At 68.4% G+C, this 24,464-nt stretch carries 27 protein-coding genes; 9 read left to right on the top strand and 18 right to left on the bottom strand.

The features are described 5' to 3' along the window. Window positions 1–78 precede the first annotated feature (78 nt). On the top strand, window positions 79–675 hold the full coding sequence (locus tag AB0M14_RS12405) for a DUF4352 domain-containing protein (RefSeq protein WP_364992915.1): 597 nt from the start codon (window positions 79–81) through the stop codon (window positions 673–675). 4 nt (window positions 676–679) lie between these two features. Here the strand turns inward: AB0M14_RS12405 and AB0M14_RS12400 are convergent, their stop codons facing one another. Further along, window positions 680–3,058 carry a DNA translocase FtsK gene (locus AB0M14_RS12400; protein ID WP_364992911.1) on the bottom strand — a complete coding sequence of 793 codons (2,379 nt, stop codon included), beginning with the start codon at window positions 3,056–3,058 and terminating at the stop codon, window positions 680–682. On the opposite strand from AB0M14_RS12400, the gene AB0M14_RS12395 reads away from it, so the two are divergent. Next, a complete protein-coding gene (locus tag AB0M14_RS12395; protein ID WP_364992906.1) occupies window positions 3,057–3,191 on the top strand; it encodes a hypothetical protein in 135 nt (44 codons plus the stop codon). The genes AB0M14_RS12400 and AB0M14_RS12395 overlap by 2 nt on opposite strands. A gap of 306 nt (window positions 3,192–3,497) precedes the next feature. On the opposite strand, the gene AB0M14_RS12390 is transcribed toward AB0M14_RS12395, so the two are convergent. Then, the gene (locus AB0M14_RS12390; protein ID WP_364992903.1) at window positions 3,498–4,121 is read right to left on the bottom strand and encodes a TIGR03085 family metal-binding protein; all 624 of its coding nucleotides are present in this window, start codon (window positions 4,119–4,121) and stop codon (window positions 3,498–3,500) included. A gap of 183 nt (window positions 4,122–4,304) precedes the next feature. On the opposite strand from AB0M14_RS12390, the gene AB0M14_RS12385 reads away from it, so the two are divergent. The 3 genes from AB0M14_RS12385 to AB0M14_RS12375 all read left to right on the top strand — a co-directional run bounded on the left by AB0M14_RS12385 (window position 4,305) and on the right by AB0M14_RS12375 (window position 5,776). After that, window positions 4,305–4,697, top strand: a complete 393-nt coding sequence (locus AB0M14_RS12385; RefSeq protein ID WP_364992901.1) for a DUF4189 domain-containing protein — start codon at window positions 4,305–4,307, stop codon at window positions 4,695–4,697. Window positions 4,698–4,774: 77 nt separating this feature from the next. Next, window positions 4,775–5,155, top strand: coding sequence for a DUF4189 domain-containing protein (locus tag AB0M14_RS12380; RefSeq protein WP_364992899.1), 381 nt, complete (start codon window positions 4,775–4,777; stop codon window positions 5,153–5,155). Between the two features lie 60 nt (window positions 5,156–5,215). Continuing rightward, entirely contained in the window at window positions 5,216–5,776 is a 561-nt protein-coding gene (locus tag AB0M14_RS12375) for a hypothetical protein (protein ID WP_364992896.1), read from the top strand. Window positions 5,777–5,833: 57 nt separating this feature from the next. On the opposite strand, the gene AB0M14_RS12370 is transcribed toward AB0M14_RS12375, so the two are convergent. Together AB0M14_RS12370 and dapA are read right to left on the bottom strand one after the other, a co-directional pair. Next, window positions 5,834–7,831, bottom strand: coding sequence for a ribonuclease J (locus AB0M14_RS12370; protein WP_364992893.1), 1,998 nt, complete (start codon window positions 7,829–7,831; stop codon window positions 5,834–5,836). Continuing rightward, entirely contained in the window at window positions 7,828–8,736 is a 909-nt protein-coding gene (gene dapA, locus AB0M14_RS12365; RefSeq protein ID WP_364992891.1) for a 4-hydroxy-tetrahydrodipicolinate synthase, read from the bottom strand. Before dapA ends, AB0M14_RS12370 begins: the two co-directional genes overlap by 4 nt. A 148-nt stretch (window positions 8,737–8,884) precedes the next feature. Between dapA and AB0M14_RS12360 the strand changes: the two genes are divergently transcribed. After that, entirely contained in the window at window positions 8,885–9,361 is a 477-nt protein-coding gene (locus tag AB0M14_RS12360) for a hypothetical protein (RefSeq protein ID WP_364992888.1), read from the top strand. Window positions 9,362–9,368: 7 nt separating this feature from the next. Here the strand turns inward: AB0M14_RS12360 and AB0M14_RS12355 are convergent, their stop codons facing one another. Genes AB0M14_RS12355 through AB0M14_RS12340 form a run of 4 tightly spaced genes read right to left on the bottom strand, consistent with a single transcriptional unit; the run spans window position 9,369 to window position 13,610 of the window. Beyond that, window positions 9,369–10,571, bottom strand: a complete 1,203-nt coding sequence (locus AB0M14_RS12355; protein ID WP_364992886.1) for a crosslink repair DNA glycosylase YcaQ family protein — start codon at window positions 10,569–10,571, stop codon at window positions 9,369–9,371. 42 nt (window positions 10,572–10,613) lie between these two features. Beyond that, window positions 10,614–11,648, bottom strand: a complete 1,035-nt coding sequence (locus AB0M14_RS12350) for a hypothetical protein (RefSeq protein WP_364992883.1) — start codon at window positions 11,646–11,648, stop codon at window positions 10,614–10,616. Next, on the bottom strand, window positions 11,641–12,966 hold the full coding sequence (locus AB0M14_RS12345; protein WP_364992881.1) for an ATP-binding protein: 1,326 nt from the start codon (window positions 12,964–12,966) through the stop codon (window positions 11,641–11,643). Before AB0M14_RS12345 ends, AB0M14_RS12350 begins: the two co-directional genes overlap by 8 nt. After that, window positions 12,930–13,610 (bottom strand): response regulator transcription factor, encoded by a 681-nt coding sequence (locus AB0M14_RS12340; protein ID WP_364992880.1) that lies wholly within the window; start codon window positions 13,608–13,610, stop codon window positions 12,930–12,932. Before AB0M14_RS12340 ends, AB0M14_RS12345 begins: the two co-directional genes overlap by 37 nt. 325 nt (window positions 13,611–13,935) lie before the next feature. Here AB0M14_RS12340 and AB0M14_RS12335 point away from each other — a divergent pair, with 325 nt between their 5' ends. Further along, window positions 13,936–14,061 (top strand): hypothetical protein, encoded by a 126-nt coding sequence (locus tag AB0M14_RS12335; protein WP_364992877.1) that lies wholly within the window; start codon window positions 13,936–13,938, stop codon window positions 14,059–14,061. A gap of 272 nt (window positions 14,062–14,333) precedes the next feature. Here AB0M14_RS12335 and AB0M14_RS12330 read toward each other — a convergent pair whose 3' ends face one another. The 7 genes from AB0M14_RS12330 to AB0M14_RS12300 all read right to left on the bottom strand — a co-directional run bounded on the left by AB0M14_RS12330 (window position 14,334) and on the right by AB0M14_RS12300 (window position 19,097). Further along, window positions 14,334–14,786 carry a flavodoxin family protein gene (locus AB0M14_RS12330; RefSeq protein ID WP_364992875.1) on the bottom strand — a complete coding sequence of 151 codons (453 nt, stop codon included), beginning with the start codon at window positions 14,784–14,786 and terminating at the stop codon, window positions 14,334–14,336. A 4-nt stretch (window positions 14,787–14,790) separates the two neighbouring features. Then, window positions 14,791–15,276 (bottom strand): hypothetical protein, encoded by a 486-nt coding sequence (locus tag AB0M14_RS12325; protein ID WP_364992872.1) that lies wholly within the window; start codon window positions 15,274–15,276, stop codon window positions 14,791–14,793. Further along, window positions 15,273–16,019: a 4-hydroxy-tetrahydrodipicolinate reductase gene (gene dapB, locus AB0M14_RS12320; RefSeq protein WP_364992869.1), complete on the bottom strand. Its 747-nt coding sequence runs from the start codon at window positions 16,017–16,019 to the stop codon at window positions 15,273–15,275. Before dapB ends, AB0M14_RS12325 begins: the two co-directional genes overlap by 4 nt. 82 nt (window positions 16,020–16,101) lie before the next feature. After that, a complete protein-coding gene (locus AB0M14_RS12315) occupies window positions 16,102–16,554 on the bottom strand; it encodes a type II toxin-antitoxin system VapC family toxin (protein WP_364992867.1) in 453 nt (150 codons plus the stop codon). Then, window positions 16,554–16,859, bottom strand: a complete 306-nt coding sequence (locus tag AB0M14_RS12310; RefSeq protein WP_364992864.1) for a type II toxin-antitoxin system Phd/YefM family antitoxin — start codon at window positions 16,857–16,859, stop codon at window positions 16,554–16,556. The genes AB0M14_RS12315 and AB0M14_RS12310 overlap by 1 nt, the downstream gene beginning before the upstream one ends. A 108-nt stretch (window positions 16,860–16,967) precedes the next feature. Further along, window positions 16,968–17,852, bottom strand: a complete 885-nt coding sequence (locus tag AB0M14_RS12305; protein WP_364992861.1) for an NAD(P)-binding domain-containing protein — start codon at window positions 17,850–17,852, stop codon at window positions 16,968–16,970. 141 nt (window positions 17,853–17,993) lie between these two features. Further along, window positions 17,994–19,097: an alcohol dehydrogenase catalytic domain-containing protein gene (locus AB0M14_RS12300; protein WP_364992859.1), complete on the bottom strand. Its 1,104-nt coding sequence runs from the start codon at window positions 19,095–19,097 to the stop codon at window positions 17,994–17,996. A gap of 154 nt (window positions 19,098–19,251) precedes the next feature. On the opposite strand from AB0M14_RS12300, the gene AB0M14_RS12295 reads away from it, so the two are divergent. Beyond that, complete coding sequence (locus tag AB0M14_RS12295) at window positions 19,252–19,647, top strand: VOC family protein (protein ID WP_364995690.1); 396 nt, start codon at window positions 19,252–19,254, stop codon at window positions 19,645–19,647. A 16-nt stretch (window positions 19,648–19,663) separates the two neighbouring features. Here the strand turns inward: AB0M14_RS12295 and AB0M14_RS12290 are convergent, their stop codons facing one another. Together AB0M14_RS12290 and AB0M14_RS12285 are read right to left on the bottom strand one after the other, a co-directional pair. Continuing rightward, window positions 19,664–21,088 carry a pentapeptide repeat-containing protein gene (locus tag AB0M14_RS12290; RefSeq protein ID WP_364992856.1) on the bottom strand — a complete coding sequence of 475 codons (1,425 nt, stop codon included), beginning with the start codon at window positions 21,086–21,088 and terminating at the stop codon, window positions 19,664–19,666. A gap of 110 nt (window positions 21,089–21,198) precedes the next feature. Further along, window positions 21,199–22,407, bottom strand: a complete 1,209-nt coding sequence (locus tag AB0M14_RS12285) for an MFS transporter (RefSeq protein WP_364992854.1) — start codon at window positions 22,405–22,407, stop codon at window positions 21,199–21,201. Between the two features lie 89 nt (window positions 22,408–22,496). On the opposite strand from AB0M14_RS12285, the gene AB0M14_RS12280 reads away from it, so the two are divergent. Further along, on the top strand, window positions 22,497–22,808 hold the full coding sequence (locus tag AB0M14_RS12280; RefSeq protein WP_364992851.1) for a helix-turn-helix transcriptional regulator: 312 nt from the start codon (window positions 22,497–22,499) through the stop codon (window positions 22,806–22,808). Here the strand turns inward: AB0M14_RS12280 and AB0M14_RS12275 are convergent. After that, the gene (locus tag AB0M14_RS12275) at window positions 22,805–24,310 is read right to left on the bottom strand and encodes a tetratricopeptide repeat protein (protein WP_364992848.1); all 1,506 of its coding nucleotides are present in this window, start codon (window positions 24,308–24,310) and stop codon (window positions 22,805–22,807) included. The genes AB0M14_RS12280 and AB0M14_RS12275 overlap by 4 nt on opposite strands. Window positions 24,311–24,464 lie beyond the last annotated feature (154 nt).

Raw genomic sequence — 24,464 nt, 5'->3', positions numbered from 1 at the left:
GGATGTGGCATCGGCGCAGCACTCGCTCCGCCGACCTCTCCGAGAAGCGCCTTCTCGCTGATTACCAGGGGATTGTCGATGAGCACGTCGCCACAGCAACCACAACAACCCTTCCCGAACCAGCCGCCTGCTTACAATCAGCCACCGCCGTATCCGCCACCCAAGCGCCGGATTTGGCCGTGGGTACTGCTCGGCGTTTTCGCCCTCTTCGGCCTCCTGTTCGCGGGCTGCGTCGCGCTCGTCGCGAATGAGGTCGCCGAGGACACCAAATCCCAAAGCCGCACAGAGTCGGCCGGATCGGAGGTACGAGACGGCCAGTTCGCCTTTGTGGTTACCGCCGTCGACCCGCCGGTTCCAGTAGTGGGCACCGGCGAGTTCTGGCAGCAGACCGCGCAGGGCGAGTATCTGCTCGTCCACGTGACCATTCACAACGTCGGAAACGAGCCGCGGAACTTTTCCGGAGTGAACCAAAAACTGCTCGATGAGCAGGGCCGCGAGTACACCAACGACACCATGGCCGAGTTGAATCTGAACAAGAATCTCTCGGCGGATATCAATCCGGGTAACAAGGTGGAGGCCGTCCTCGTTTTCGACGTGCCGAAGGGCTCCGTCCCGACCGTCATCGAATTCCACGATTCGATGTTCTCCGGCGGGACCCGGGTCGCGTTGAAGTAGGCCGTTACTCGCCGTCCATGTCCGGGGCGTCGCCGCCGCGGATGGACAGGAGCAGGCCGTCGAGTTCGTCGGGCTTGATCAGGACGTCGCGGGCCTTGGAGCCTTCGCTGGGGCCGACGACGCCGCGGGTTTCCATCAGGTCCATCAGGCGGCCGGCTTTGGCGAAGCCGACGCGGAGTTTGCGTTGCAGCATCGAGGTGGAGCCGAATTGGGAGGTGACGACGAGTTCGACGGCTTGCAGGAAGACGTCGAGGTCTTCGCCGATGTCGGGGTCGACGTCTTTCTTCTCGCCGGCCTTGGCGGCGGTGATGCCTTCCTGGTAGTCCGGTTCGGCTTGGTTCTTGGTGAAATCGACGATGGCGTGGATTTCTTCGTCGCTGATGAAGGCGCCCTGCAGGCGGGTGGGTTTGCCGGCGCCCATCGGCAGGAACAGGCCGTCGCCCATGCCGATCAGCTTCTCCGCGCCCGGCTGGTCCAGGATGACCCGGGAGTCGGTCAGCGACGAGGTCGCGAAGGCCAGGCGGGACGGGACATTGGTTTTGATCAGACCGGTGACGACGTCGACCGAGGGACGCTGGGTGGCCAGCACCAGGTGAATGCCCGCGGCGCGGGCCTTCTGGGTGATCCGGACGATGGCGTCCTCGACGTCGCGCGGGGCGGTCATCATCAGGTCGGCGAGCTCGTCGACGATGGCGAGGATGTACGGGTACGGGCGGTAGACCCGTTCGCTGCCCAGCGGGGCCGTGATCGCACCGGACTTCACCTTCTTGTTGAAGTCGTCGATGTGGCGCACCTTGTTGGCCTGCATGTCCTGGTAACGCTGCTCCATCTCCTCCACCAGCCAGGCCAGCGCGGCGGCGGCCTTCTTCGGCTGGGTGATGATGGGCGTGATCAGGTGCGGAATGCCTTCGTAGGGCGTGAGTTCCACCATTTTCGGGTCGATCAGGATCATCCGGACCTCGTCCGGGGTGGCGCGCTGGAGCAGCGACACCAGCATCGAGTTCACGAAACTCGACTTGCCGGAACCGGTGGAACCCGCGACCAGCAGGTGCGGCATCTTCGCCAGGTTGGCGGAGACGAAATCACCCTCGATGTTCTTGCCGAGGCCGATCACCAAGGGATGGTGGTCGTTTCGGGTGGACGGCGCTTTGAGGACGTCGGCCAGGCGCACCAGTTCACGGTCGGAGTTGGGCACCTCGATGCCGACCGCCGACTTGCCCGGGATCGGGGCGAGCAACCGGACATTCTCCGTCGCAACGGCATAGGCGATATTGCGGGCCAGCGCCGTGATCTTCTCGACCTTCACGCCGGGCCCGAGTTCGACCTCGTAGCGGGTGACCGTCGGGCCGCGCACGAAACCGGTGACCGCCGCGTCGATCTTGAACTGCACCAGCACCTCGGTGATCGCCTCGATCATCGATTCGTTGGCGGCACTGCGCTTCTTGGGCGGATCGCCGTCGGTGAGCAAGCTGACCGGGGGCAGGGTGTAGTCACCCTCGATGACGCGCTCCGGAGCGAAATCGGGTTCCTTCGGCGGCGGGGGCGGCGTTTGATCGGTGACCTTGGGCGGCACGCGCTTGCGCGGCTTCGGCGCCGGCGCGGCCTCCTCGGCCCCGAATTCGGCTGCCGTGGCGATGGTTTTCGCGTCCCGCAGCGGCGGCTCGGCCAGCGCCTCGGTGACCGCGTCCGGATCGCCGAACTCGTCGGGCGGATAGTTCTCGGCGGGTGTCCGGCCGCGGCGCCGGGACCGCCCGCGGTGCAGCGGGAAGCCGTCGGCGTCGTAGTCGGCGGGGTCGAATTCGCCTTGTTCGCCGCGGTAGTCGCCGTATTCGTCGCCACCGCTGCCGGTGCCGAAGTATTCACGCAACCGCTGCGGCACCTCACGCACGGTGGTGCCGGTGAGCAGCAGCAGACCGAAGATGATGGCCAGCAACAGAATCGGTACCGACAACCAGGCGGTCAGACCGTCGGTCAACGGACCGCCGACCACGAAACCGGTGAAACCCGCTGCGCGCGAACGACCGTGCGCGTCGTCGGGGGCACCCGCGGCCAGATGCCACAGGCCGAGGAACGGCAGGCTGACCAGCATCCCGCCGAGGACCAGCCGGGGCCGGATCTCCGGATGCGGTTCGGTGCGCATGAGGAGGACGGCGAGCCCGGCGCAGGCGAAGGGCATACCCGCCGAGGCCGATCCGGCGACCCAGCGGATCGCCTCCTCGACCCAGCGGCCGACCGGGCCGCCCGCCGACAGCCACACCGCGGCCGCGACGATCGCGCTCACCGCGATGAGCGCCAGCGCCATGCCGTCGCGCCGATGTCCGTGTTCGATATCGCCGGCGCGGCTCAGCGTCCGGGTGGTGGCGCCGAGGCCGTTGGCGAGCATGTTCCAGCCGCCGCTGACGACCCGGCTGAAAACCGCCAGGGGCGCGGTGCTGGACCCGCCGCGCGCGGCGCGGGCGGGTGGCCGCCGCGGCGGGGTGGCCCGGGCCCGGGGCGTCGGGCCGGTGCGGCGCTGAGTGGTGCGTGGAGCGGTGGAACGCGCTGTGGTCGAACGAGACCGGGACGTGGTAGTCCTCCCTCCGGCTGCCCCCTGCTGTGTTTCCGCCCTTGACCGAGACGTGGCAGTGCTGCGCGCTCTGGCCGCTCCTGACTGCTGTGGTTCCCGCCCTGCGCCCGCCCGTGACCGGGGCGTCGCGGTGTTGCGGGACTTACCTGCCATTGCTTCAGGCTAGCCGCAAAGGCCCCATCCAGACCATCCGCAACACTGGCATCGGCCGTCTCAGCTCCCCGATATCCCGATTTCCCGCAGGTGGGCGGCCGATTCAGACCGACCGGTCGAGTTCGAGAACGGACCGGACCGCCTCGGCCGGACCCGCGGTTTCGAGCCGGACCTCGTCCCGGCCGAAGGCGTGCAGCAGTAATTCGGAGGGTTGACCGGTCAGTGTCACCTCTGCGCCGGAGGTGGTTTTCGCGACCGCCCGACGGCCGTCGGGCGTTTGCAGCACCAGCGTCACGGGCGACTTGCGATAGGACATCTTCGCCATCCGCCGCACCAGCCCCCACAACTTCGCCTCGTCCGCCGCAGGGAGTTCGCGCGGTTCCCACCCGGGCGCGGCCCGGCGCACATCTTCGTGGTGGACGAACATTTCGCTCAGATTGGCCACCGCGTCCACCGGCTTGAGCGGCGACCACCACGGCGGCCCGGTCCGCACCGATTCGAGCAATTCGTCGAACGGCTTGCGCGCCACACTGTCCTGCACCGAGTCCAGATATCCGGCGAACGGTTTCAGCAGAATGCCGGGCGCGGCATCGGGGCGGCGCTCACGAACGATCAGGTGCGCGGCCAGATCTCGCACCGTCCAGGTCCCGCACAGGGTGGACGCCTCGGGCCCGGCGGCGGACATCGCGACCACCAGTGCTTGCCGTTCACGCTGCGCCATGCTCATAAGGCTGAAGATAGCCGACCGCGCCGCTATTCCGCACCCGCCGACTCAGACACAGCCTTGTCGAATTCTTATGAGATACCTGGAATCCCAGATATCGGACTGGCGTCCGAGATGCGGCAAATGTACGTTTGTCTCGTTCCGTCGTGGGCCACGCCCCCGATGTCGACCGAGGGGATCAATGTTTTGAAGAAGTTCGCGACGCTTGCCGCCATCATGCTGGCATCGCTGTGGTCCGTCATGGCCACCGCGATACCGGCGCACGCCCAGGGTGGATCGTACGGCGGTATCGCGGTAGCGATGTCGAACCACCACTTCGGCTTCAACACCGGTGGTTCCAATCACGGGCAGGCGCAGGAGATGGCGGTCAGCGCGTGCCTGCAATTCGGCGGTAACTCCGATTGCCATCCGGTGCTCACCTGGCGTAACGGCTGTGGCGCACTCGCCATTTCGCGGACGCACTGGAGCTACGGCTCCGGCGCGTCGGTGCGCGACGCCAGCAATCGGGCCCGGGCCAACAACCCCGGAGTCAATCCCTACATCCGGCACTGGGCGTGCACGGAGGGCTACGCGCTGTAGCGGGCATCCTGCCCGAAATGTACGTTGTCAACGATCCGCTGGGTCCGGATCGCAGAGTCAATGGAGGACGTTCACCCGTGAAGAAGCTCATCACCGCAGCCACCACCATGGTTGCCGTCGGTGCGGCACTTGCCGTTTCGGCTCCCGCCGCGCAAGCGCAGGGCGGTGGCTACTACGGTGCCATCGCCACCGGCAGCAACGGCCGGTGGAGTATCACCAACAACTACAACGGCTTCCAGGAGGCCGAGGGGGCCGCGGTACGGGCCTGTGGCGGCGGCTGCTCGGTCCTGCTGTCCTGGCGCAACGGCTGTGCCGTCCTGGTAGCGCGCAAGAACCCGCGCTCGACGACCTGGCAGGCCTCCTCGCGGTCCAACTACGGCGCCGCCCGGGACGCCGCCCTGTCCCGCCTGGCCGGCAGCCACGTCGTGACCTGGCGCTGCACCAACGGCTACAGCTAGAACCGGTACCTTTGCCGCGGCAAACCCGGTGCGGCGAACACTTTTCATCGAGGGGAATACGTGAAACTCCGATCCATCCGCGTCACGGTCGCCATCGTGGCCGCCGCCTCCGCGCTCGCGCTGGGCGCATGTAGCTCCGACAAGGGCGGCGACTCCGCCTCCCCCAGCGCGACGACCACGCCCGCCGGCCAGTACGAAGAAGGCACCAAGGCCGGTGAAGCGGTCGAGGCCGAAGGCGAGCTGACCACCACCCCGCCGCCGAACCTGCCCAAGCCGACCGTCGCCGAGCTGAACGAGAAGATCAACAAGGCCTTCGACGCCTCGGTCGGCGAGCAGGAGAAGATCAGCTGGGTGCAGGATGCCGAGAAGGATCCGCAGCTGGTCGACAAGCTGGTCGACGCCGCGAAGAAGAACAACGTGAAGGTCGAGATCACCGGCGTTCAGGAGCCCAAGGACGGCAAGCTCAAGGCCGACGCCAAGGTCACCATCGGCGGTGCGCCGGTGGACAACGCCTTCGTCGAGTTCGTCGCCGAGACCGAGGGGTGGAAGGTCTCGAACCAGTTCACCTGCAACATCGTCAAGGCCGCGAAGCTGGATTCGGCTGCCTGCCAGGCGAAGTAAGCACCGGAAACGCGAAAGCGCCGGGAAGCGATCGCTTCCCGGCGCTTTCGTTGTCCCTTAGACCTCGATGACCGTCGGAACGATCATCGGGCGACGGCGGTAGACGTCGGCGACCCAGCGGCCCACCACGCGGCGCACGCTCTGCGCGATGCGGTGGGCGTCGGTGACGTTCTCGCCGGCCAGCCGCAGCAGTTCCGCCTCGACCAGTTCCGCGGCGTCGCTGAGCGCGGTCGGATCGTCGGAGAAGCCGCGTCCGTTCAGCTCCGGCGTGCTGACCGCCTTACCGGTGGTGGAGTCGATCGCGACGGTGATCGAGATGAAGCCGCCCTCGCCGAGCACCAGCCGATCCGACAGCGTGGATTCGCCGACGTCACCGACGGAGAGACCGTCGACGTAGACGTGCCCGACCGGGACCCGGCCCACGATGCTCGCGATGCCGTCGACCAGGTCGACCACCACGCCGTCCTCGGCCAGCACGACGCGTTCCTCCGGCACACCGGTGGCCACCGCCAGCGCGGCGTTGGCGCGCAGATGCCGCCATTCACCGTGCACCGGCATGGCATTGGTGGGCCGCACCGCGTTGTAGAGGTAGAGCAGCTCGCCCGCGGAGGCGTGCCCGGAGACGTGCACCTTCGCGCTCTGCTGGGTGATGACGGTGGCGCCGAGCCGGGCCAGGCCGTTCACCACGGCGAACACCGAATTCTCGTTGCCGGGGATGAGCGAGGACGCCAGCACCACGAGATCGTCGGAACGGATGTGGATCTGGCGATGCTCGCCGCGCGCCATCCGGGACAGCGCGGAGAGCGGCTCACCCTGCGATCCGGTGGAGATGAGCACCAGGCGGTTGCCGGGCAGGGTCGCCGCGACCTCCATGTCGACTTCCACGCCGTCGGGCACCCGCAGATAACCGAGATCCTGCGCGATCTGCATATTGCGGACCATGGAGCGGCCGATGAAGCACACCCGGCGATTGTGCTTGTGGGCCACGTCAACGACCTGCTGGATGCGATGCACGTGGCTGGCGAAGGAGGCGATGATGACGCGGTTCTTGGCCTTGCCGATCACCGTGTCCAGCACGCCGCCGATCTCGCGTTCCGGGGTGACGAAACCGGGGACCTCGGCATTGGTGGAGTCGACCAGGAACAGGTCGACGCCCTCGTCGCCCAGGCGGGAGAACCCGGCGAGGTCGGTGAGGCGGCCGTCCAGCGGCAGCTGGTCGAGCTTGATGTCGCCGGTGTGCAACGCCACACCCGCGGGGGTGCGGATCGACACCGCCAGCGCGTCCGGAATCGAGTGATTGACCGCGAAGTACTCGCACTCGAACGGGCCGTGGATGGTGGTCTCGCCCTCCACGACCTCCATCAGCTTCGGCTGTAACCGGTGCTCGCGGCACTTGGCGGCGATCAGCGCGAGAGTGAACTTGGCGCCGATGATCGGGATGTCGGAACGCAAGCGCAGCAGGAACGGCACCGCGCCGATGTGATCCTCGTGACCATGTGTGAGCACGACGGCGACGATGTCGTCGACGCGGTCCTCGATCGGGCGGAAGTCGGGCAGGATCAGGTCGACGCCGGGCTGCTGGTCCTCGGGGAACAGCACGCCGCAGTCGACGATCAGCAGCTTGCCGCCGTATTCGAAAACGGTCATGTTGCGGCCGATTTCGCCGATGCCGCCGAGCGCGAACACGCGCAGGCCGTTCTTCGGGGCCTTCGGGGGCAGCCCGAGCCGATCCTGCGCGGCCTTCACGGGTGCGGGCGCGGGAGCCTGGTCGCGGCGGCCGCGACCACCCTGCCGCCCGCGGTTGCCGCGGTTGGACTGATTGGCCTTCGGGGCTTCCTCGGCGTTCTTCGCCCTCCGCCGGGCGGGCGGCGCGTCGGGCTCGGCGTGCATCACCGGCTCGGGGCGGGGCTCCCGCGCGACCGCTTCGGTGGCCGGAGCAGGCTCGGGAGCGGGCTTTTCGATGCGCTTCGGGGCATCGGGCTGGACCGGGGCGGGAGCGCCCGCGGCGCGGCTGGCGGCGCGGCGGCGGGGACGGGGCGACAGGGGCTCGGTCATGCGGCGACCCCCGCCAGGCGGAGGTCGGCGGCCAGCTGGTCGAGTTGCTCGGTGCTCGGCATCAGCTGCGGCAATCGTGGTTCGCCGACGTCCACGCCCAGCAGGCGCAGTCCGGCCTTGGTCATGGCGACACCGCCCAGGCGGGCCATCGCGGTGTTCAGGGGCAGCATGCTCACGTTGATCTCGCGGGCGCGCACCACGTCACCGGTGGTGTAGGCCTCGTGCAGTTCGCGCAGGCGTTCCGGCACCAGATGGCCGATGACGCTGATGAACCCGGCCGCGCCGATGGACAGCCAGGGCAGATTCAGGCAGTCGTCGCCGGAGTAGAAGTCCAGGCCGGTGCTGGCGATCAGGTCGGCGCCCGCGTTCAGATCGCCCTTGGCGTCCTTGACCGCGACGATGTTCGGGTGCTCGGCGAGAGTGCGGATGGTGTCCGAAGCGATCGGGACGACCGAGCGCGGCGGAATGTCGTAGAGCGTGAGGGGCAGATCGGTGGCGTCGGCGACCGCGGTGAAGTGCGCGATCAAGCCGTCCTGGGTGGGCCGGGAGTAGTACGGAGTGACCACGAGCAGGCCGTGCGCCCCGGCGCGCTGGGCGTTGCGGGCGAGCTCGATGGAGTGCGCGGTGTCATAGGTGCCCGCACCGGCGATCACGGTGGCCCGGTCACCGACCGCCTCGACGACGGCGTTCAGCAGATCGAACTTCTCGGTCTCGGTGGTCGTCGGCGATTCCCCGGTGGTGCCGGAGATCGCGAGCAGGTCCACCCCACGGTCGACCAGACGCGCGGCCAGGGCAACGCCGGCATCGACATCCAGCTTGCCGTCGGCACTGAAAGGGGTCACCATTGCGACACCGACCGTGCCGGACGCACTGCGCGGTGTTGGCGTCGATTCACCGTTCGTCATGGTCAGAAAGGCTACCCGGTCCAGAGATCAGGAACGACATCCTGACCGCCGATCGACGCGCCCGGACCGGTGATTCACCTCCCACTCCGATGAGCCGTGGCATCAATCCGCCCTTGTCTGACATCAGAAATGACGTCACACTGGTGTCATGGATCTGAACAAGTACACCACCCGGCTGCGCGAAGACCTGATCGCCGCCGCCGCGCTCGGCGACGAGAAGACCCAGGCGACCGCCGCCGCGCTGGCGGCGGCCACCGAGAGCTCGGCCCGGCTGGCATTGCTGGCGGCGCTGTCGGATCTGGCCGCGGAGGTGAGCGCCGAACTCGGAGACCGGACGGTGCACGTGTCGGTCGACGGCACCGACGCCACCGTGGACGTGCGCAAGAACCCGGGCTCGGACGAACCGCCGACCTTCGAGGAGATGACCGGCGACATCAGCCGGGTCACCCTGCGCATGGTCGAGCAGTTGAAGTCCAAGGCCGAGGAGGCCGCGCAGCAGAGCGGGATGTCGTTGAACGGGTGGCTGCAGAACACCGTCAGCGACGCGTTGCGGCATCAGATGGGTGGGTACGGCAGCCGGCACAAGCGGGATCGGGACACCGGGTTCGGCAAGACCGACCTCTGAGCCGGAGTCAGAGCAGGGGCGCGAGATCGCCCTTCGCTCCGATCACGATCTCGTCGAGTTCGAGCCAGTCGGCCATCTCGCGCAGCGAGTTCTTCAGGGCAGCAGCGGTTTCCGGGGTGCCGTGGCCCGGTTCGGCGAAGGCGCCGGGTACCAGCAAACGACCGGACGCGCGTTCGGCGCGCAGGTCGACGCGGCCGACGAGCTGCCCGTCGAGCAGGAACGGGAAGACGTAATAGCCGTGCACCCGTTTGGGTTCAGGGGTGTAGATCTCGATCCGATAGTGGAAGTCGAAAATTCGTTCGGTGCGCGGGCGGAAGAAGATCAGCGGGTCGAACGGGCAGAGCAGAGCCGCGCCCTCGACGCGGCGCGGTGTCTTCGCGGCGGTGTGCAGGTAGGCCGGTTTGCCCCAGCCCTCGACCTCGACCGGTTCCAGCTCGCCCGCGTCGATCAGGTCCGCGATCGCGGGTTCGGTCTGGGAGCGGTGCATGCGGTAGTAGTCGCGCAGGTCGGGTTCGGTCGCGATGCCCAAAGATGTTGCGGCGCGCCGGATCAGCTCACGATAGGCGTCCTCGCCGGAGATCTGACGGGCCAGCACCTCCGGCGGGATGACGCGCTCGGTCAGGTCGTAGTGCCGGGCGAAGCCGACCCGCTTGTCCACCGACAGCTCGCCCGCGGCGAACAACTGCTCGCAAATGACTTTGGTATCGCTGAAGTTCCAGCCCCAATGGTCCTTGGACTTCGGCTTGTCCAGCTCGAGATGCTTCTCCACCTCGCCCGCCGTCAGCGCACCGGCTTCCCGAATCACGTCGAGAATGTCCTTGCCCAGCGTCGGGCTGTGTTCCAGCACCCGCTTGGCCTGGTTCCAGCGACCATGCTCGAACTGCGCCATCCGCCAGCGCATCAGCGGCCAGTCCTCGACCGGCAGCAGCGCGGCCTCGTGCGCCCAGTACTCGACCAGCTTGCGCGGGTGACGCGCACTGTGACTCCACGCGGACTCGTCGAGCAACGCCCGGTCGTAGGCGCCGATCCGGCTGAACACCGGCGCGTAGTGCGCGCGCACCACCGCCGAGACCGAATCCAGTTGCAGCAGTTGGGTTTTGCTCAGCGCATCCTGAATAGACCGGCGGTTGGTGACCGCCGGTTTCCGCTTGCCGAACCCCTGCGCCGCCAACGCCGTCCGGCGCGCGGCCGCCGCACTAATCCTTCGCACCTGTCGAAGGATGCCACGGGGGTCCGACAAGTTCGGCGAACCCTACGCGTCGCAGGCCTCGGTCATGACGCTGACCGCGCCCGCGGTGTCGATCTCGGTGCGCCGGTCGGCGTCGGGAGCGTTGGCCAGCACGGTGGCCAGGATGCGGCGCCCCATAGGCAGCACCCGCACCGTCACCGAACCCGCGTTCGCGGCGTCCAACTCCTTGGTCGCCGCCTCGATCACGCGTTCGCGGACCCAGCGCGGCACGCCCGCGAACCCGCCGTCGTCGAGCAGCACCACCTCGACGCCACGAGAGCGAGCGCCGCGGGCGGCACTGCTCAATTCGTCGGTGACAAGCTGCGGCGCGCGCAGGCCGTCCCGCAGTTCGGCTTCCAGCAACCGGCACTGCTCGCGTTCCTCGGCGGTCAGGTCGACGCCGTCGGCGATGCGTTCCAGGATCGGGCGGGCCACCTTGTCCAAGCGGGCCAATTGCCGGTCGCGTTCACCGTTTTCGGCCTCCATGCCGGCTTCGGCCGCCGCGCGCATGGTCGCCTCCTCGCGCAGCAACCGCAGCGAACGCTGGGTCGGGCGCATGAGCGCGGCGCACACCGAGACGCCGGCGACGGTGGCGACCGGCACGACCGAACCCGCCATCACCCCCGCGCGCAACTCGCCGACGATCCCCGCGCTCACCACGACCACGGCGATACCGGCCACGCCGAGCCAGGCCGCGCCCAGTCGTCCGCGCAGCACCAGCACCGCCAGCACATAGGAGGACGCGAACGCGGTCCAGACCGGCCGCGACCAGCCGCTCTGCACGTCCATGGTGGTGATGGCCGTCGCCACCGGACCGGACGCGGTCACGAAAACCGTTGCGGGCCAAGGCAACGGGTCCACCGGGATGACCAGCACCAGCACCCCGGCCACGACCAGCAGCGCCGCCGCCACCGCCGCGGCGAGGAGCGGCACGTGCGAGAGGTTGCGCACCATGTACAGCACGATGGTCAGCTCGAGAATGATCAGGAACAGCCACGCCGAACCATCGCGCAGGCCGAGCAGATCGCGCAGGCCGAATTCGTTGTCGGAATCAGCCATCGCTACCCCACACCAGAGTCACCGTCGTCCCCTCTCCCGGCTGCGATTCCACGAAACCCGCGCCGCCGGCCAACTGCCGCATCCGGCCCAGAATGCTCACCGAGACGCCGAGGCGGTCGGCGGGGACCTGGCTCAGATCGAAACCGGCGCCGTCGTCGCGGAACACCACCCGGATGCCGCCGGCGCTGACGGTCACGGTGACCGTGCGCAGTACCGCGCGGCCCGGCACCGTGGCGTGGCGCAGACTGTTGCGCACCGCCTCGGCCAGCGCCGCGGCGATGGTGCCCGCGGCCTGCACCGGCAAGCGCAGATCGTCGAAACCGGACCAGCGGCGCGCGGTGACGGTGATGCCCGGGTTCACCTCGTGCACGGCGGCGCGCAGGAACCCGATCGCCTGTTTGGCGTTGAGCCGGTCCGGTTCGATCGCGCTGCCGCGCGCCTCGTCGAGCTGGGTCAGGGTGCGTTCGGCCTGGCGGCGCAGCACCGGCGATTCGGTGCCCGCACGGGAGGCGTCCAGCAAGGTCGACAGCACCGCGTCGTGGATGAGCGCGGCGAAACGGGCGCGTTCCCGGTCCCGCGCGGCCGCGCCCGCCGCGATCGCGGCCCGGCTGCTCGCGATCGCGGACTCCCGGTCCACGCGCGCCGCGGCGGCCCGCGCGTAGATCGCGCACCACAGGAACAGCACGCACAAACCGGCGGCGCGCGCGAAATCCCCGGCCAGCGTCCACGCCGAACCATGCGGCACCACATACATGTTCGCGACCGCCGAGGCCGCCGCGCCGATGACGAGATAGATCACCGCGATCATCGGACGCCACGCCAGCGCCGCCGCGAGCACGCCGAGCGCGAACACCCGGTACAGCCACACCGCGGTGGCGTCGATGTGCGGTTCCCGGTAGGTGAACGGCACGATCGCGAACGCCAGCAGGAAACAGACCGCCGCGGCGCCCGCGACCCACTGGATGACGCGGGTACTCAAACCCATCGACACGATCGCGAGCACCGGGAACCACCCGAAGGCCAGCACGACCGTCAGGATCGTCCAGGCCAGCGGGGCGGCCCGGCTCTGATCGGCGATCTCCGGAATCTCCGCGATGACGGCGAGCACACCGGCGATGCCGAAGACGAGGGCGAGCCGGCGCATGATCCGGTCCGAGGCAGCCTCGGACGATTTCTCCTGGGACACCGCGGCGAACCCCCGGCGCCAGCGCGCGGCCCGGATCGGGTCGAGCGAGGCGGCGCTCGCGGTCGGTGGGGTGGTGTCCAGCGTGCTGGACAGCGTCATGCCCTGGGATGCCGCTCGGGAACCGGGAGCCATCCGTCCTCCACCGCCCGCTTGTAGAGGTCGGTCTTGGTCGGCGCGGGACGACCCGCGTCGGCGTACTTCTGCCGGATCCGGCCGAGGTAGTCGTTGACGGTCTGTTCCGACAGACCGGTCAGCCGGGCCACCCGGGAGGCCTTCTCCCCCGAGGCGTACAGGGTGAGCACCTCTTCCTGCCGGGGGCTGAGGCCGACGTCGGACAGTTGTGGGTCGCCGTCGATCGCGGCGGCCCAGTCGGTGGTGACGACCTGATTGCCGGAGGCGGCTTGGCGCACGGCGGCGACCACGGTCGACGCGTCCTCGGACTTGCGGACCACTCCCAGCACCCCGGCCTTGGCGGCGGCGCGCACCAGGAAGGCGTTGTCGGCGCCGGTGAACACCAGCACCTCGATGCCGCGATCACGCAGGGCGCGCACGTTGTCTTCCGGGGAGGAACCGTCGGCCAGACGCAGGTCCAGCACCACCAGGTCCAGGTCTGCCGCACCCGCGGACCCCAGCAGTTCCGGCACGGTGCCCGCGGTCAGCACCAGATTCAGGTCCGGTTCCGGCGCCAGCATCGCGGCCAGCCCGATCGCTACGGATTCATGGTCTTCGACCAGTCCGATCCGTCGCGCTGCGACGTCGCCCCCTTCGGCGCTCATCAAAACAACACTCCCATCCCGGGCCGGAACCCGGTGCACACTTCCCCACCGCTACAACGTCACGTCGAGTATGACGCGCGGGTGGCCAGAAAGGTCAGACACCAAAAATCGGGGGCTTCCTTGCGCCAGCACTTGGCGGAATATTTGCGAACTATGTCAATCCAGCCACTGGTGGCAGCTTTTTGACTCGGCGAAACTTACTGCCATGCAAGCACTCACCGCCCTCGTCGCCGCGATCACCGTCCTCACCATTCTGGCCGTGCTGACCGGGACCGCGATGGCGGCAGGTCTCGCGGAACTCGACGACAACAAGGAGGCATAAGCCATGACCACCCTTACTCGCGATGCCCTCGCCACCCCGAAGCCCGCGACATCCTGGCTGGCCGTCCAGTTCGCCCGGATCGCCGGATTATTCGGCGCGGCAGGCGCCGCGGTGCCGTTCCACCGCTAGCCCCGCGGTGAGTTCCCTCATAGTTCGCCCCTCAGGTTTGCCAGAAAATTGCTCCCCCTCCTACCGTCGAGGAGCAAAGTGTTCGATCGATCCGAGGAAGAATTGTGCCGCTCATCAATCTGGGTTCCGCCGCCCTCGACCTGGCGAACGTCGTGACCAACATCGCGGCCAACATCACCTACCTGCTGCACGCCTGGGGCCTCGCCTGAGGTTCGCGTGCACCGGAATCCGAATGGGGTGGTCCTGACCAAGGACCACCCCATTCGCGCGTTTCAACCCATCAGATGCGCGGCGACGGTAGCGCCGAGCTCCCAGCAACGCTGGATGTCGTCCTTACCGGGCGGGCCGGAGAGGATGACCGAGGCCGCCGCCTGCTCCCAGCCGAGGCCGGTGGTCGCGGCTTCGACGCCGCGCTCGGCGCCCTCGGTGCCTTCGTTGCCGTGGATGTAGAGCCCGTACGGGCGGCCGCGGGTGGAGTCCAGGCACGGGTAGTAGAAGGTGTCGAAGGCATGCTTGAGCGCACCCGACATGTAGCCGAGGTTCGCCGGGGTGCCGAGCAGGTAGCCGTCGGCGGCGAGCACGTCGCTGGCGGTGACCGCGAGGGCGGCGCGGCGTTCGACCTCCACGCCTTCGATCTCCGGGTCGGTCGCGCCCGAGACCACCGCCTCGAACATGGCTTGCATGTGCGGGGAGGGGGTGTGATGGATGATCAGCAGGCGGGGCATCGGGTCAGCCTTCGCGTTCGAGTTTTTCCAAAGCGACTGCCCGGCGCATGGTTTCGCGCGCTCGGGTGCGGTCGCCGGCGTAGTCGTAGGCGCGGGCCAGGCGGTAGGAGACGCGCCAGTTGTCCGGGTCGGCTTCCCATTCCTGTTGCACCTGGGCGAACAGGGTGTCGGCGGCCGCGCGTTCGATGCGGCCGGAGGGGCGGCGGGGCAGTGCGGAGGTGTCGAGTTCCAGGCCCTCCTCGCGCATGCGCGCGGCCAGGCGCTGGTGATCGAGGGCGGCGCGGACGGTGGCGACGACGATCCAGATGCCGACCAGCGGGAGGATCAGCACGCCGACGCCGATCGCCATCCCCGCGAAGTCCCCGGAGGTGAGCAGTGCGAAGGCGATGCGCCCGAGCAGCAGGAAGTAGAAACCGAGGACCGCGACCAGCACCGCGACGAACGCGACGACCTTGCGGACGTCGCTGCCGGAGGACCCCTGAACTGTCACAGATCCAGGAACGGGTCGAGCCCGACGGTGAGGCCGGGACGCTGGGCGATCTCCCGCACACCGAGCAGCACGCCGGGCGCGAAGGAGGAGCGGTCGATGGAATCGTGGCGGATGGTGAGGGTTTCGCCCTGGGTGCCGAACAGCACTTCCTGGTGTGCGACCAGGCCGGCCAGGCGCACCGAGTGCACGCGCACCCCGTCGACGTCGGCGCCGCGCGCGCCGTCCAGTTCGGTGCTGGTCGCGTCGGGGCTCTTGCCGACGCCCGCGCGTTCCCGCGCTTCGGCGATCAGGCCCGCGGTGCGGTAGGCGGTACCCGAGGGCGCGTCGGCCTTGTTCGGGTGGTGCAGCTCGATGACCTCGACGGACTCGAAGAACCGCGCCGCCTGCTCGGCGAACCGCATCGACAGCACCGCGCCGATGGCGAAGTTCGGTGCGATCAGCACTCCGGTCTCGGGCTGCTGCGCCAGCCAGCCCCGCACCTCGTCGAGCCGCGCGGCATCGAAGCCGGTGGTGCCGACCACGGCGTGAATACCGTTCTGCACCAGGAACTTCAGGTTCCCCATCACGACATCGGGATGGGTGAAGTCGACAACCACCTGGGTCTTGCTCTCGGTGAACGCCGTCAGCGCGTCGTCCTTGTCGACGGCCGCGGACAGCTCGAGATCAGCCGCCTCCTCCACCGCCGCGCAGATCGCCTGTCCGACTTTCCCGCGTGCTCCGAGCACCCCGACCCGAATGGTCACCGCACCTCCTGTGTCCTGGGGCGTTTGCGCACCCCGCGTTCCCGGCCAGCCTAGTAGGCAGCCCCGGAGCGCTACCGCTGGCCTAGTCGTCCCAGGGGCAGATGACCGGCACACCGGTGTTCGCGAAATCCTTCCGATTCCGGGTGACGACGGTGAGCCCATGTGATTCCGCGGTCGCCGCGATCAAGCCGTCGATCGGGTCGACCCCGCGCCCCTGCAGGTCGGCTCGTGCGCGCATTCTTCCCCAGGCTTGCGACACCGCGCTGTCCACCGACAGCAGGCGCTTGCCGAATCGGTCCATGACCTCTTCGGCGAGCCACGTGGTCAGGCGGGCTTTCCGCCGGCCCTCCGGGAGCCGTTCGATCCCACGCCGAACTTCTCCGATCGTGACGACACTGAGAAACAGCAGATCCTCATCGGTGGCATGCGACCACTCCATCAGGCCGCGGTCCGGCAGCGGCTTCATCCATTCCGAGATCGCGTTCGTGTCCAGCAGGTAGCCGGTCCGCACGACCACACGCTCGCTGCTCGCCACTACAGCACCACGTCGCGATGCGACGAATCGCTCCGTTCCCGCTCCACCACCAGATCGGCGCCACGTAGCGGCGAGGTGGCCATGAACTCGGCAAAACTGCCCTGCCGCTTGCTCTTCCGCCGCCACTCGTCGATCGGGACGACAACCACGACCTCGCGCCCGTGTTTACTGATCACCTGCGGCCCCTCCCGTTCCACCGTGTCGACCAACTCGGAGAATCTGGCCTTCGCGTCGGCGAGCGGCCATGCGATATCTGGACGATTCGAAGTGCTCGGCTCTGCTGATTCCGCCCGTTTACGTGCCATTTCGACCACCTCTCAGACCAATATGACCACTCTGGTTAATTCATGCTACGCCTTGGATACCGCCCGCGCCAGACCCGGCCGCCGAGTTCGAGCGTCCCTCCCGCCCGGCTAGGCCGCGGGCTTCCGGATCACTTCGTACAGGGCCGAAATGCTCTGCTCCCCATACCCTTCGGCGATCGCGCGACGGAGCAGGTCATGCATCGGGGCATGCCAGGACATGTCCACGCCGGTCTCCGCGGCGAGGGCTTGGTCCTCGGGGAGCGAGTCGTGGAAGAGAGCGACCGAGGAGCCGAGCTTGGTGTAGTCGGCCGTGTCGATTTCCTCGGCCAGGAGCGGGAGCAGGGACTCGATCATCTGGAGCCATTTGCGGGAGTACGGGACCATGGCCGCGGCGGGGATGCCGCGGGTGGCGAGCACCGCCGCGCCCTCGAAGAAGCCGAGCAGCGCGGGGAGCAGGGTGGCCCCGACCGCCGCTTCGTAGAGGGCGGCCAGGTCCGGTTCCGGTCCCAGGTGGACGATCTCGCCGCCCAGCACGCGCAGGGTATCCGCGGTCGCGTCGAAGTTGGCACGATCGCCGCCGAAGTACAGCAGCGTGTCCGAATCACCCACTGCCGCAGGGACATTCTTGATCGCGCCGCCGAGGAAGCGGGCGTCCCGCGCGGTCACCCACGCGGCGACCGCGCGGGCCCCGGCCGGGCTGCCGCTGTTCAAGGTCACCACGGTCCGGCCCGCCAGGGCACCGGCGGCCGGAGCCAAGGCGTGCAGGGTGGCGTCGAATCCGGTCAGGACGGAGATGATCACCGGGCTCGCCGCGACCGCGTCCTCGATCGACAGCGCGTGCACCGCACCGTGTTCCACCAATGCCGCCGCCCGCTCCGGGCTGCGATTCCACACCGTGACCGGATGCCCGGCGGCCAGGAACGCCGCGGCCACCGCCCGGCCCATCGAGCCGATACCGAGCACCGTCACCGGGGTGTGATTGTTGCCGGTCATGCTGCCTCCCAAGTCGATTCGCCGCGAGCCCGGCGAGGCCCGCGACGCCCAGTCTTGGGGTGCTCGCCGGCGACCGGCAAGTACCTACTTTCTGGTCGAATACCCCCGTTGGAGGTAAGCATCCAGGTCAGCGCGCCGCGCTCAGTCGAAGACGATGATCTGGCGTAGGGCGTGACCGGCGGCGAGCTCGTCCATGGCGTGGTTGATCTGGTCCAGCCCGATGTGCGCGGAGACGAGGCGTTCGACGGGAAGCCGGCCCGCGCGCCACATGCGGACGTACTCGGGGATGTCACGATCGGGGATGGCGGAGCCGAGGTAGCTGCCGATAATGGTGCGGCCCTGAGCGACCAGGGCGAGGGGCGAGATACTGGCGCGAGCGTCGGGCGCGGGCAGGCCGACGGTCACAGTCGTGCCGCCGGGCGCGGTGGCGGCGACGGCGGTCTCGAAGGCCCGGATGTTGCCCGCGGCTTCGATCACGATCTCGGCCTGGATCGACCCCTCGGCCAGTTCGCCGGGCGTGTAGACCGCGGCAGCGCCGAGTTCAGTTGCGAGGGAGAGCTTTTCGGCGACGGTATCGACAGCGATGACCTCCCGGCCGAGGGCGACGGCGACCAGGACCGCAGCCATGCCGACACCGCCGAGGCCGACGACCATGATCCGGTCGCCGGGACCCGGTTTCGCCGAATTCAGCAGGGCCCCACCGCCGGTGAGCACCGCGCAGCCGAGGACGGCGGCGACTTCCGGCGGGACGTCGTCGTCCACCGGCACCACCGACCGGCGATCGACCACGGCGTGCGTGGCGAAAGCCGAGACGCCCAGATGGTGGTGCACCTCCGCGCCGTCGCGGCGCAACCGGCGTCCGCCGTTCAGGAGCTCACCGGCATTGTTGGCGAGACTGCCTGGCCCACAAGGGGTTCGGCCTTCGCTAGCACAGCCCGCGCACTCGCCGCAGCGCGGCAGGAAGGTCATCACCACGCGCTGGCCGACCGCGATATCGCCGTCGCCGGGACCGACCGCTTCGACGCGACCGGCGGCCTCGTGGCCGAGCAGCATCGGCACCGGGCGCACCCGGTTGCCGTCCACCACCGACAGATCCGAATGGCACAGCCCGGCCGCCTCGATGCGCACCAGCAGCTCACCGGGCCCGGGTTCGGCGAGCTCGAGCTCACAGAGGGTGATCGGCGCCGACTCGGCGAAGGGCACAGGGGCAGCGATCCGCTCGAGAACCGCACCACGAATCTTCATTCGCCCGACGCTACAACTGAACATGGCCTGCGTCACCGGGGGGTTGAAATTCGCGCGGCCATCCCGCTAATCTCCTTCACCGTGACGGTGCTCCTGTTGGCCGCCTTGTACCGAGCCCAGGGTCGGGACCGTCACGACTTCAAGGAGTAATCCCCTGTCAGTTCAGTTCAATCACACCATTGTCGGTTGTCGCGACAAGCAAGTGTCCGCGGAATTCTGGTCGGACCTGCTGGGATTGGAAATCGGTAAGGAAGCGGGACACTTCATCCCGTTGACCACCGAGAACGGCGTCACCTTCGATTTGGCGAATGTTCCGCCGTTCATCGAGGACATCCAACCCCAGCACTACGCCTTCCTGATCTCGGAAGCCGAATTCGACGTGGCCTACGCCAAGATCCAGCGCTACCAGCTGGACCACTGGGCGGATCCGCAGAAGCACGGCGTCAACGAGATCAATCACCACGACGGCGGTCGCGGCGTCTACTTCGAGGACCCGAGCGGTCATTACATGGAGTTGATCACCGTCCCGTATGGCGGCTGGCCGGCGTAGTCCGGACAGCCTCGGTTCAAGCCTCCGGCGCCGGCACGGCGTCCAGCGCCGGAGGCCACGGACTCGGTTTCACCGAAGCCGGTTTGCGCGTGGGGTTTTCGTCCCAATCGAAGCGCACGCCCACCCAGGCCGTCGGGTTGTCGAACTGAATCTGCCCGGCGGCGAACCGCGCTTCGGCGAAGGACACGTCGCCGAAGAAATCACAGGCGGTGAAATCGGCGGTACGACCGCCCAGAACGGTGCGGGCGAAAGTGACCCCGCCATGGAATTGCGCCTTCGCGAAATCGACCTCGCGGGTCGCCTTGTTGCGGCGCAGGCCTTGCCCGCCGAACCGCGCGTCGTCGAATTCCACACCGGCAGCGCAGAAGTGGGCTCCGCTGAACGCGGCGCGCGCACCGCTGAACACCGCGTGCGCGAACGAGACGCGCTCACCGTCCACGGTGGCGCCTTCGAACGAGGTCAGATCCGCGCCGAACCTGGCCGCCCGGAACGAGGTCTCGTCGCCGACGAATCGGGCGCCGGTGAAGCCGGTGCGGCCGCCGGTACACGACACGTCGTCGAACGAGGTATACGGCGATTTGAAGATGGCCTCGTCGAAACTGGTCTGCTCGCCCCGGAACTCGGCGCGGTCGAACACCACCGGCGCCTCGCCGAAGACGGCGCCGTGGAAGCTGACGTGCCGCCCGGTGAACCGGGCACGCTCGAAATCGGTGCGCAGATCGCCCACGAACCGCGTCCCGGCGAACAGCGTCCAGCGGCCCGCGAATTCGACGCCCTGGAAATCGGCGTCGTCGAAGACCGCTCCGGTGAAGTCGAAGTCGCACTGCGACCAGGAGACATCGGCGTAGCGCCGGGACCAGGAATCCTGCGGCGCGCGGCGCAGATGTTCGGCGATGACCCGGACGATGGTGCGCCGGACCTCACGGTCGTCGCGCCGGATGTGATAGATCCGCTCCACCCGGCTGCCGGATTCCGCCAGCGATTCCGACCGGGAGACAAGGTGATTCGAGCCGTCGCCGGGTTCGTAGGGCAGCCGGAGGTAACCGCACAGTACGTCGATGCACTGCTGCCGCCGGCGCGGTGCGGAGCATTCGTCGGCGATGACGGCGACGGCGTAGACCCCGGCGATCCGCACCGCCGGATCGTCATCGCCCAGCTGCCGCACCGCGCCGCCGATGAGCTCCGCGAAGCGCCCGCGCTCCAGGTCGCGTTGCCGCCGGTAGGCCACGGTCACCGCGACCGCGCCGCCGATGCCCGCGAGCACCGCCAGCGCGATCGCGGTGAGCTGCACCTGATTCGGCCGTTCCGCCTGCACTCCCAGGCCGAGCCGCAGTAACCACCAGGTCAGGCCGCCGATGGCGAGCCCGAGCAGGACGACGATGGACACCGCGAAGAACAGCGCCGCCCGGCGCACCCGATCGCCCAACCTCCCCCATCGCATGTTGGGCATGTTAAACGGGAATGGTGCGCGTCGCCTATAGGACAAGATCGGCTACGCCTGTGCCCCAGACATTTTCAGATGTCACCCATCCATCGGCGACAAGCCGGGATTCAGGCCGACTGGTCGGCACGCCGATTGCCGCGCAGCCCCAGCCCGGCGGCGATCAGGCAGGCCACGGCGACTACACCGACGAACCAGGGGAACACCTTGTCCAAGCCCCACGTGGTCGCGGCCCAGCCCGCGAGAATGGTCGGCAGCGCCATCGCCGAGTAGGCCAGCAGGTAGTAGGCCGACATCGTCTCGCCCCGCTTGTGCTGCGGCACAACGTTGGACAGGTGCCGCAGCGAGCCGCCGAACCCGAGCCCGAAGGTCACCCCGAGCACCACGCCCGCCGCCAGCACCGCGACCCAGTTGTGGGTGGCCAGCGCGGGCACGGTCAGCAGCAGCGCCACCGCCATGCCGGTATCGCCGATGATCGCGGCGCGACGGGCCGGAATGCCGGTCGCGAAGAGCTGGCTCGTCGCTCCGGAGATGGCGGTCGAGGCGACCACGGCGCCGCCGAAGACGAGATTGTGAATGCCGGTCTGCTGCGCGGCCAGCGACGGATACAGCGACAGCAGCACTCCGAGCACCGACCAGGCCGCCATCACGCCGATGGCGGAGAACCAGAAGTCGGCGCTGATCTCCTGCGGCACCGCGGGTTTCGCGATCCGGATCCGTCCCGCGACGCGAGCGCCGTGCGGCTCGTTCAGCGCCAGCACGCCGACGCCGATGATCAAGCAGACCACCGTGATCACCACGTACGGCGTGCGCAGCGGATACGGCGCGTATTGCGCGAGCAGCGCCGAACCCAGGATCGCCACGGCCATACCGACATTGAAGGCCACGCCGCTGAGCTGTCCGGAGCGCGCGCCGCGATGCGGACGCAGGTCCAGCAGCGCGGCCGCGCCGGCCACCACCGTCGACCCGACCGCCAGCCCGTGTAAGGCTCTGGCCAGCAACAACATCGGCACCGAATCGGCGAGCATGAAGACGACCAGGCCCACGATCATGGTGGCGAAGGCACCCAGCAGCACCGGCTTCCGGCCGACCACATCCGAGATCCGGCCCGACACCAGCACCGCCGCGAGCGCCGCGAACGCGTAGACCGCGAACACCAGGGTCGTGGTCAGCGGCGACAGATGCCATTGGGTTTCGTAGAGCCCGTACAGCGGAGCGGGTACGCCGGACACCCCCAGCGCCACACCGCTGGCCGCCAGTACCAGTGGGTACGCCCAGCGCTGGACCGTCTGCTCACCGGCGGGCACTGCCACGGCCATTATCGCTCCGATCAGGTAAGTTTGATGTCGATCGAACTTTGACCCTACGCCCGGAGCGACAATCACCGAACCCCTCTGTGAGGTAGATCATGACCGAAGCTAACGAACCGCTACCGCCGGTCGCCTCCCTCCCCACGGTCCTGGGTGCGCTACAAGACCCCATCCGTCTCGAGATGATCCGCCGCCTCAGCAACGCGGGCACGGCCGTCCGGTGTAGCGCGCTTTACGGCGTGATCAACAAATCCACCGCCACCCACCACTTCAAGATCCTGCGCGAGGCCGGTCTCATCGAGCGCCTCGTCATCGACGGGCAGATCCACCAGCGCCTCCGCGCCACGGATGTGGACCGGGCACTGCCCGGGCTGCTCCCGGCCATCGTCACCGCGGCGAACCAGACCTAGCGCTCGCCGGGTGGGACGGGCGGCACGGTGAGCCGCAGGGTCGGCATCTCGATTTGCCTGGGCCGCAGGGGTTCCGGCGTCTTCCGGATCGGGCCCCGGTTCTCGCTGTGCACCGGTGCGGTAGTCAGATGGCTCGCGCCCCACCAGAGTCCGAGTGGAAGCGATGCCGCCAGCGCCGCGATCACCACCAGAGCAACCCAGGCCACGCGGGGCCAGGCCCGCCACGGCAGGGTGTCCGGCGTGCCGAGATCCAATACCAAGGCGACCAGACCTTCGAGCAGGATGACGACCGCGATGCCGCACAGCAGGGTCAGCAGCACCCAGATCGCGAAGGGCTGCCGGGCCCAGTAGCCCCCCGCGGCAACCGCGATCGCCGCCACGAGGGCGGCCAGCAACGTGATGATCAGGTCGACGCCGGTGAGCGCGAAGCTGTTGTTCCAGTCCTCCTCACCGTGATTTCGGCGGATCCAGGCGCGGAACAACAGCAGATGCGCGATGCCCGCACCGGCAGCACCCATCAGCAACAGGACGTACGCGGCCCGGACAAACCCCGCCGACCAATCCATGCGCAGCATCATCGCCCCGAGATCCGCGAGCAGGCTCGACGGCACCAGCAGCACCAAGGCCACGATCGCGCCGGGGCGGCGACGCAACCGCGTGCGCAGATATCCCGGCGGCAACTGCCTGCGCAATACCCGGAAGACACCCCACCAGGCGAAGGGGATGAACAACCACAGCACCGGCGTCAGGAAACGCAGGGCACCCGGACCGATCCACAGCGACGCCAACGTCACCATCACCGCGAAGAACCACACCCATACGGCAAGCCGCATCAGCGCCCGCCACATGATCGCGGCAAGCAACTGACGCGCTGGGGTATGCGAGGGCTGCGATCCGAGCAAACCGCGCAACGTCGCCACGGCCTTGCCGCGGGAGGGCTCCCGCTCCGCCCGCCGCGCCAGCATGTCGGCGTGCAGCGGGTCGGCCTGCAAACCGGCGTCGATGTGGCGACGTTCGGCATCCAGATCGCCGAGTTCCCGATAGCGGTCGGCCAGCACAGCATGGGCTTCGGCACTGTCCGGGTACAGCCGCGCCGCCGTCTCGAGCGCGGACCGCGCTTCGGCCTTGAGCCGCTTGAACTTCGGCGTGTGCGCGATAACCGAAACAAGAGTCACCAACGCGGACAGACTGTTCGGGTCCAAGCTCACCGCCCGCCGGGCAATCCGCAAAGCCCCGTCCGGATCGTCACGACCGAGCTGCACCAGCGCTGCCGTGATGTGCGCGCCCACATGATCGGGATCAGCCGCGAACGCCGCGCCGATCAGCCGCGACGCCTCGTCATACCGTTCCTGATCGGACTCGTAATCCGCCAGCCAGACCAGCAGATCCGCGTCATCCGGCGCATCGATCAACGCCTGCCCGACAATCCGCCGCGCCTCCTCGGCCCGGCCCAACGTCTTGGCAACCCGGGCCCGCTCCAACGCGGACGCGACCGTATTCACATGCCCCCCAAAGATTTCACCCCGGCCCGAAGCTCGATCTCCAAAGCCACGCCGATCCTAGCCCGCACCGGGACGGACCAGCCCCAATCGTTCCGCTGCGCGATGGCCGATTCTGCTGTCGCACACCCACTTGCGGTGTCGCACAGGCGGTATG

The organism is Nocardia sp. NPDC051832 (assembly GCF_040681285.1).
Classification (GTDB): domain Bacteria; phylum Actinomycetota; class Actinomycetes; order Mycobacteriales; family Mycobacteriaceae; genus Nocardia.
The sequence above is the reverse complement of the archived record's forward strand: the minus strand, read 5'-3'. Positions and strand labels throughout refer to the sequence as shown.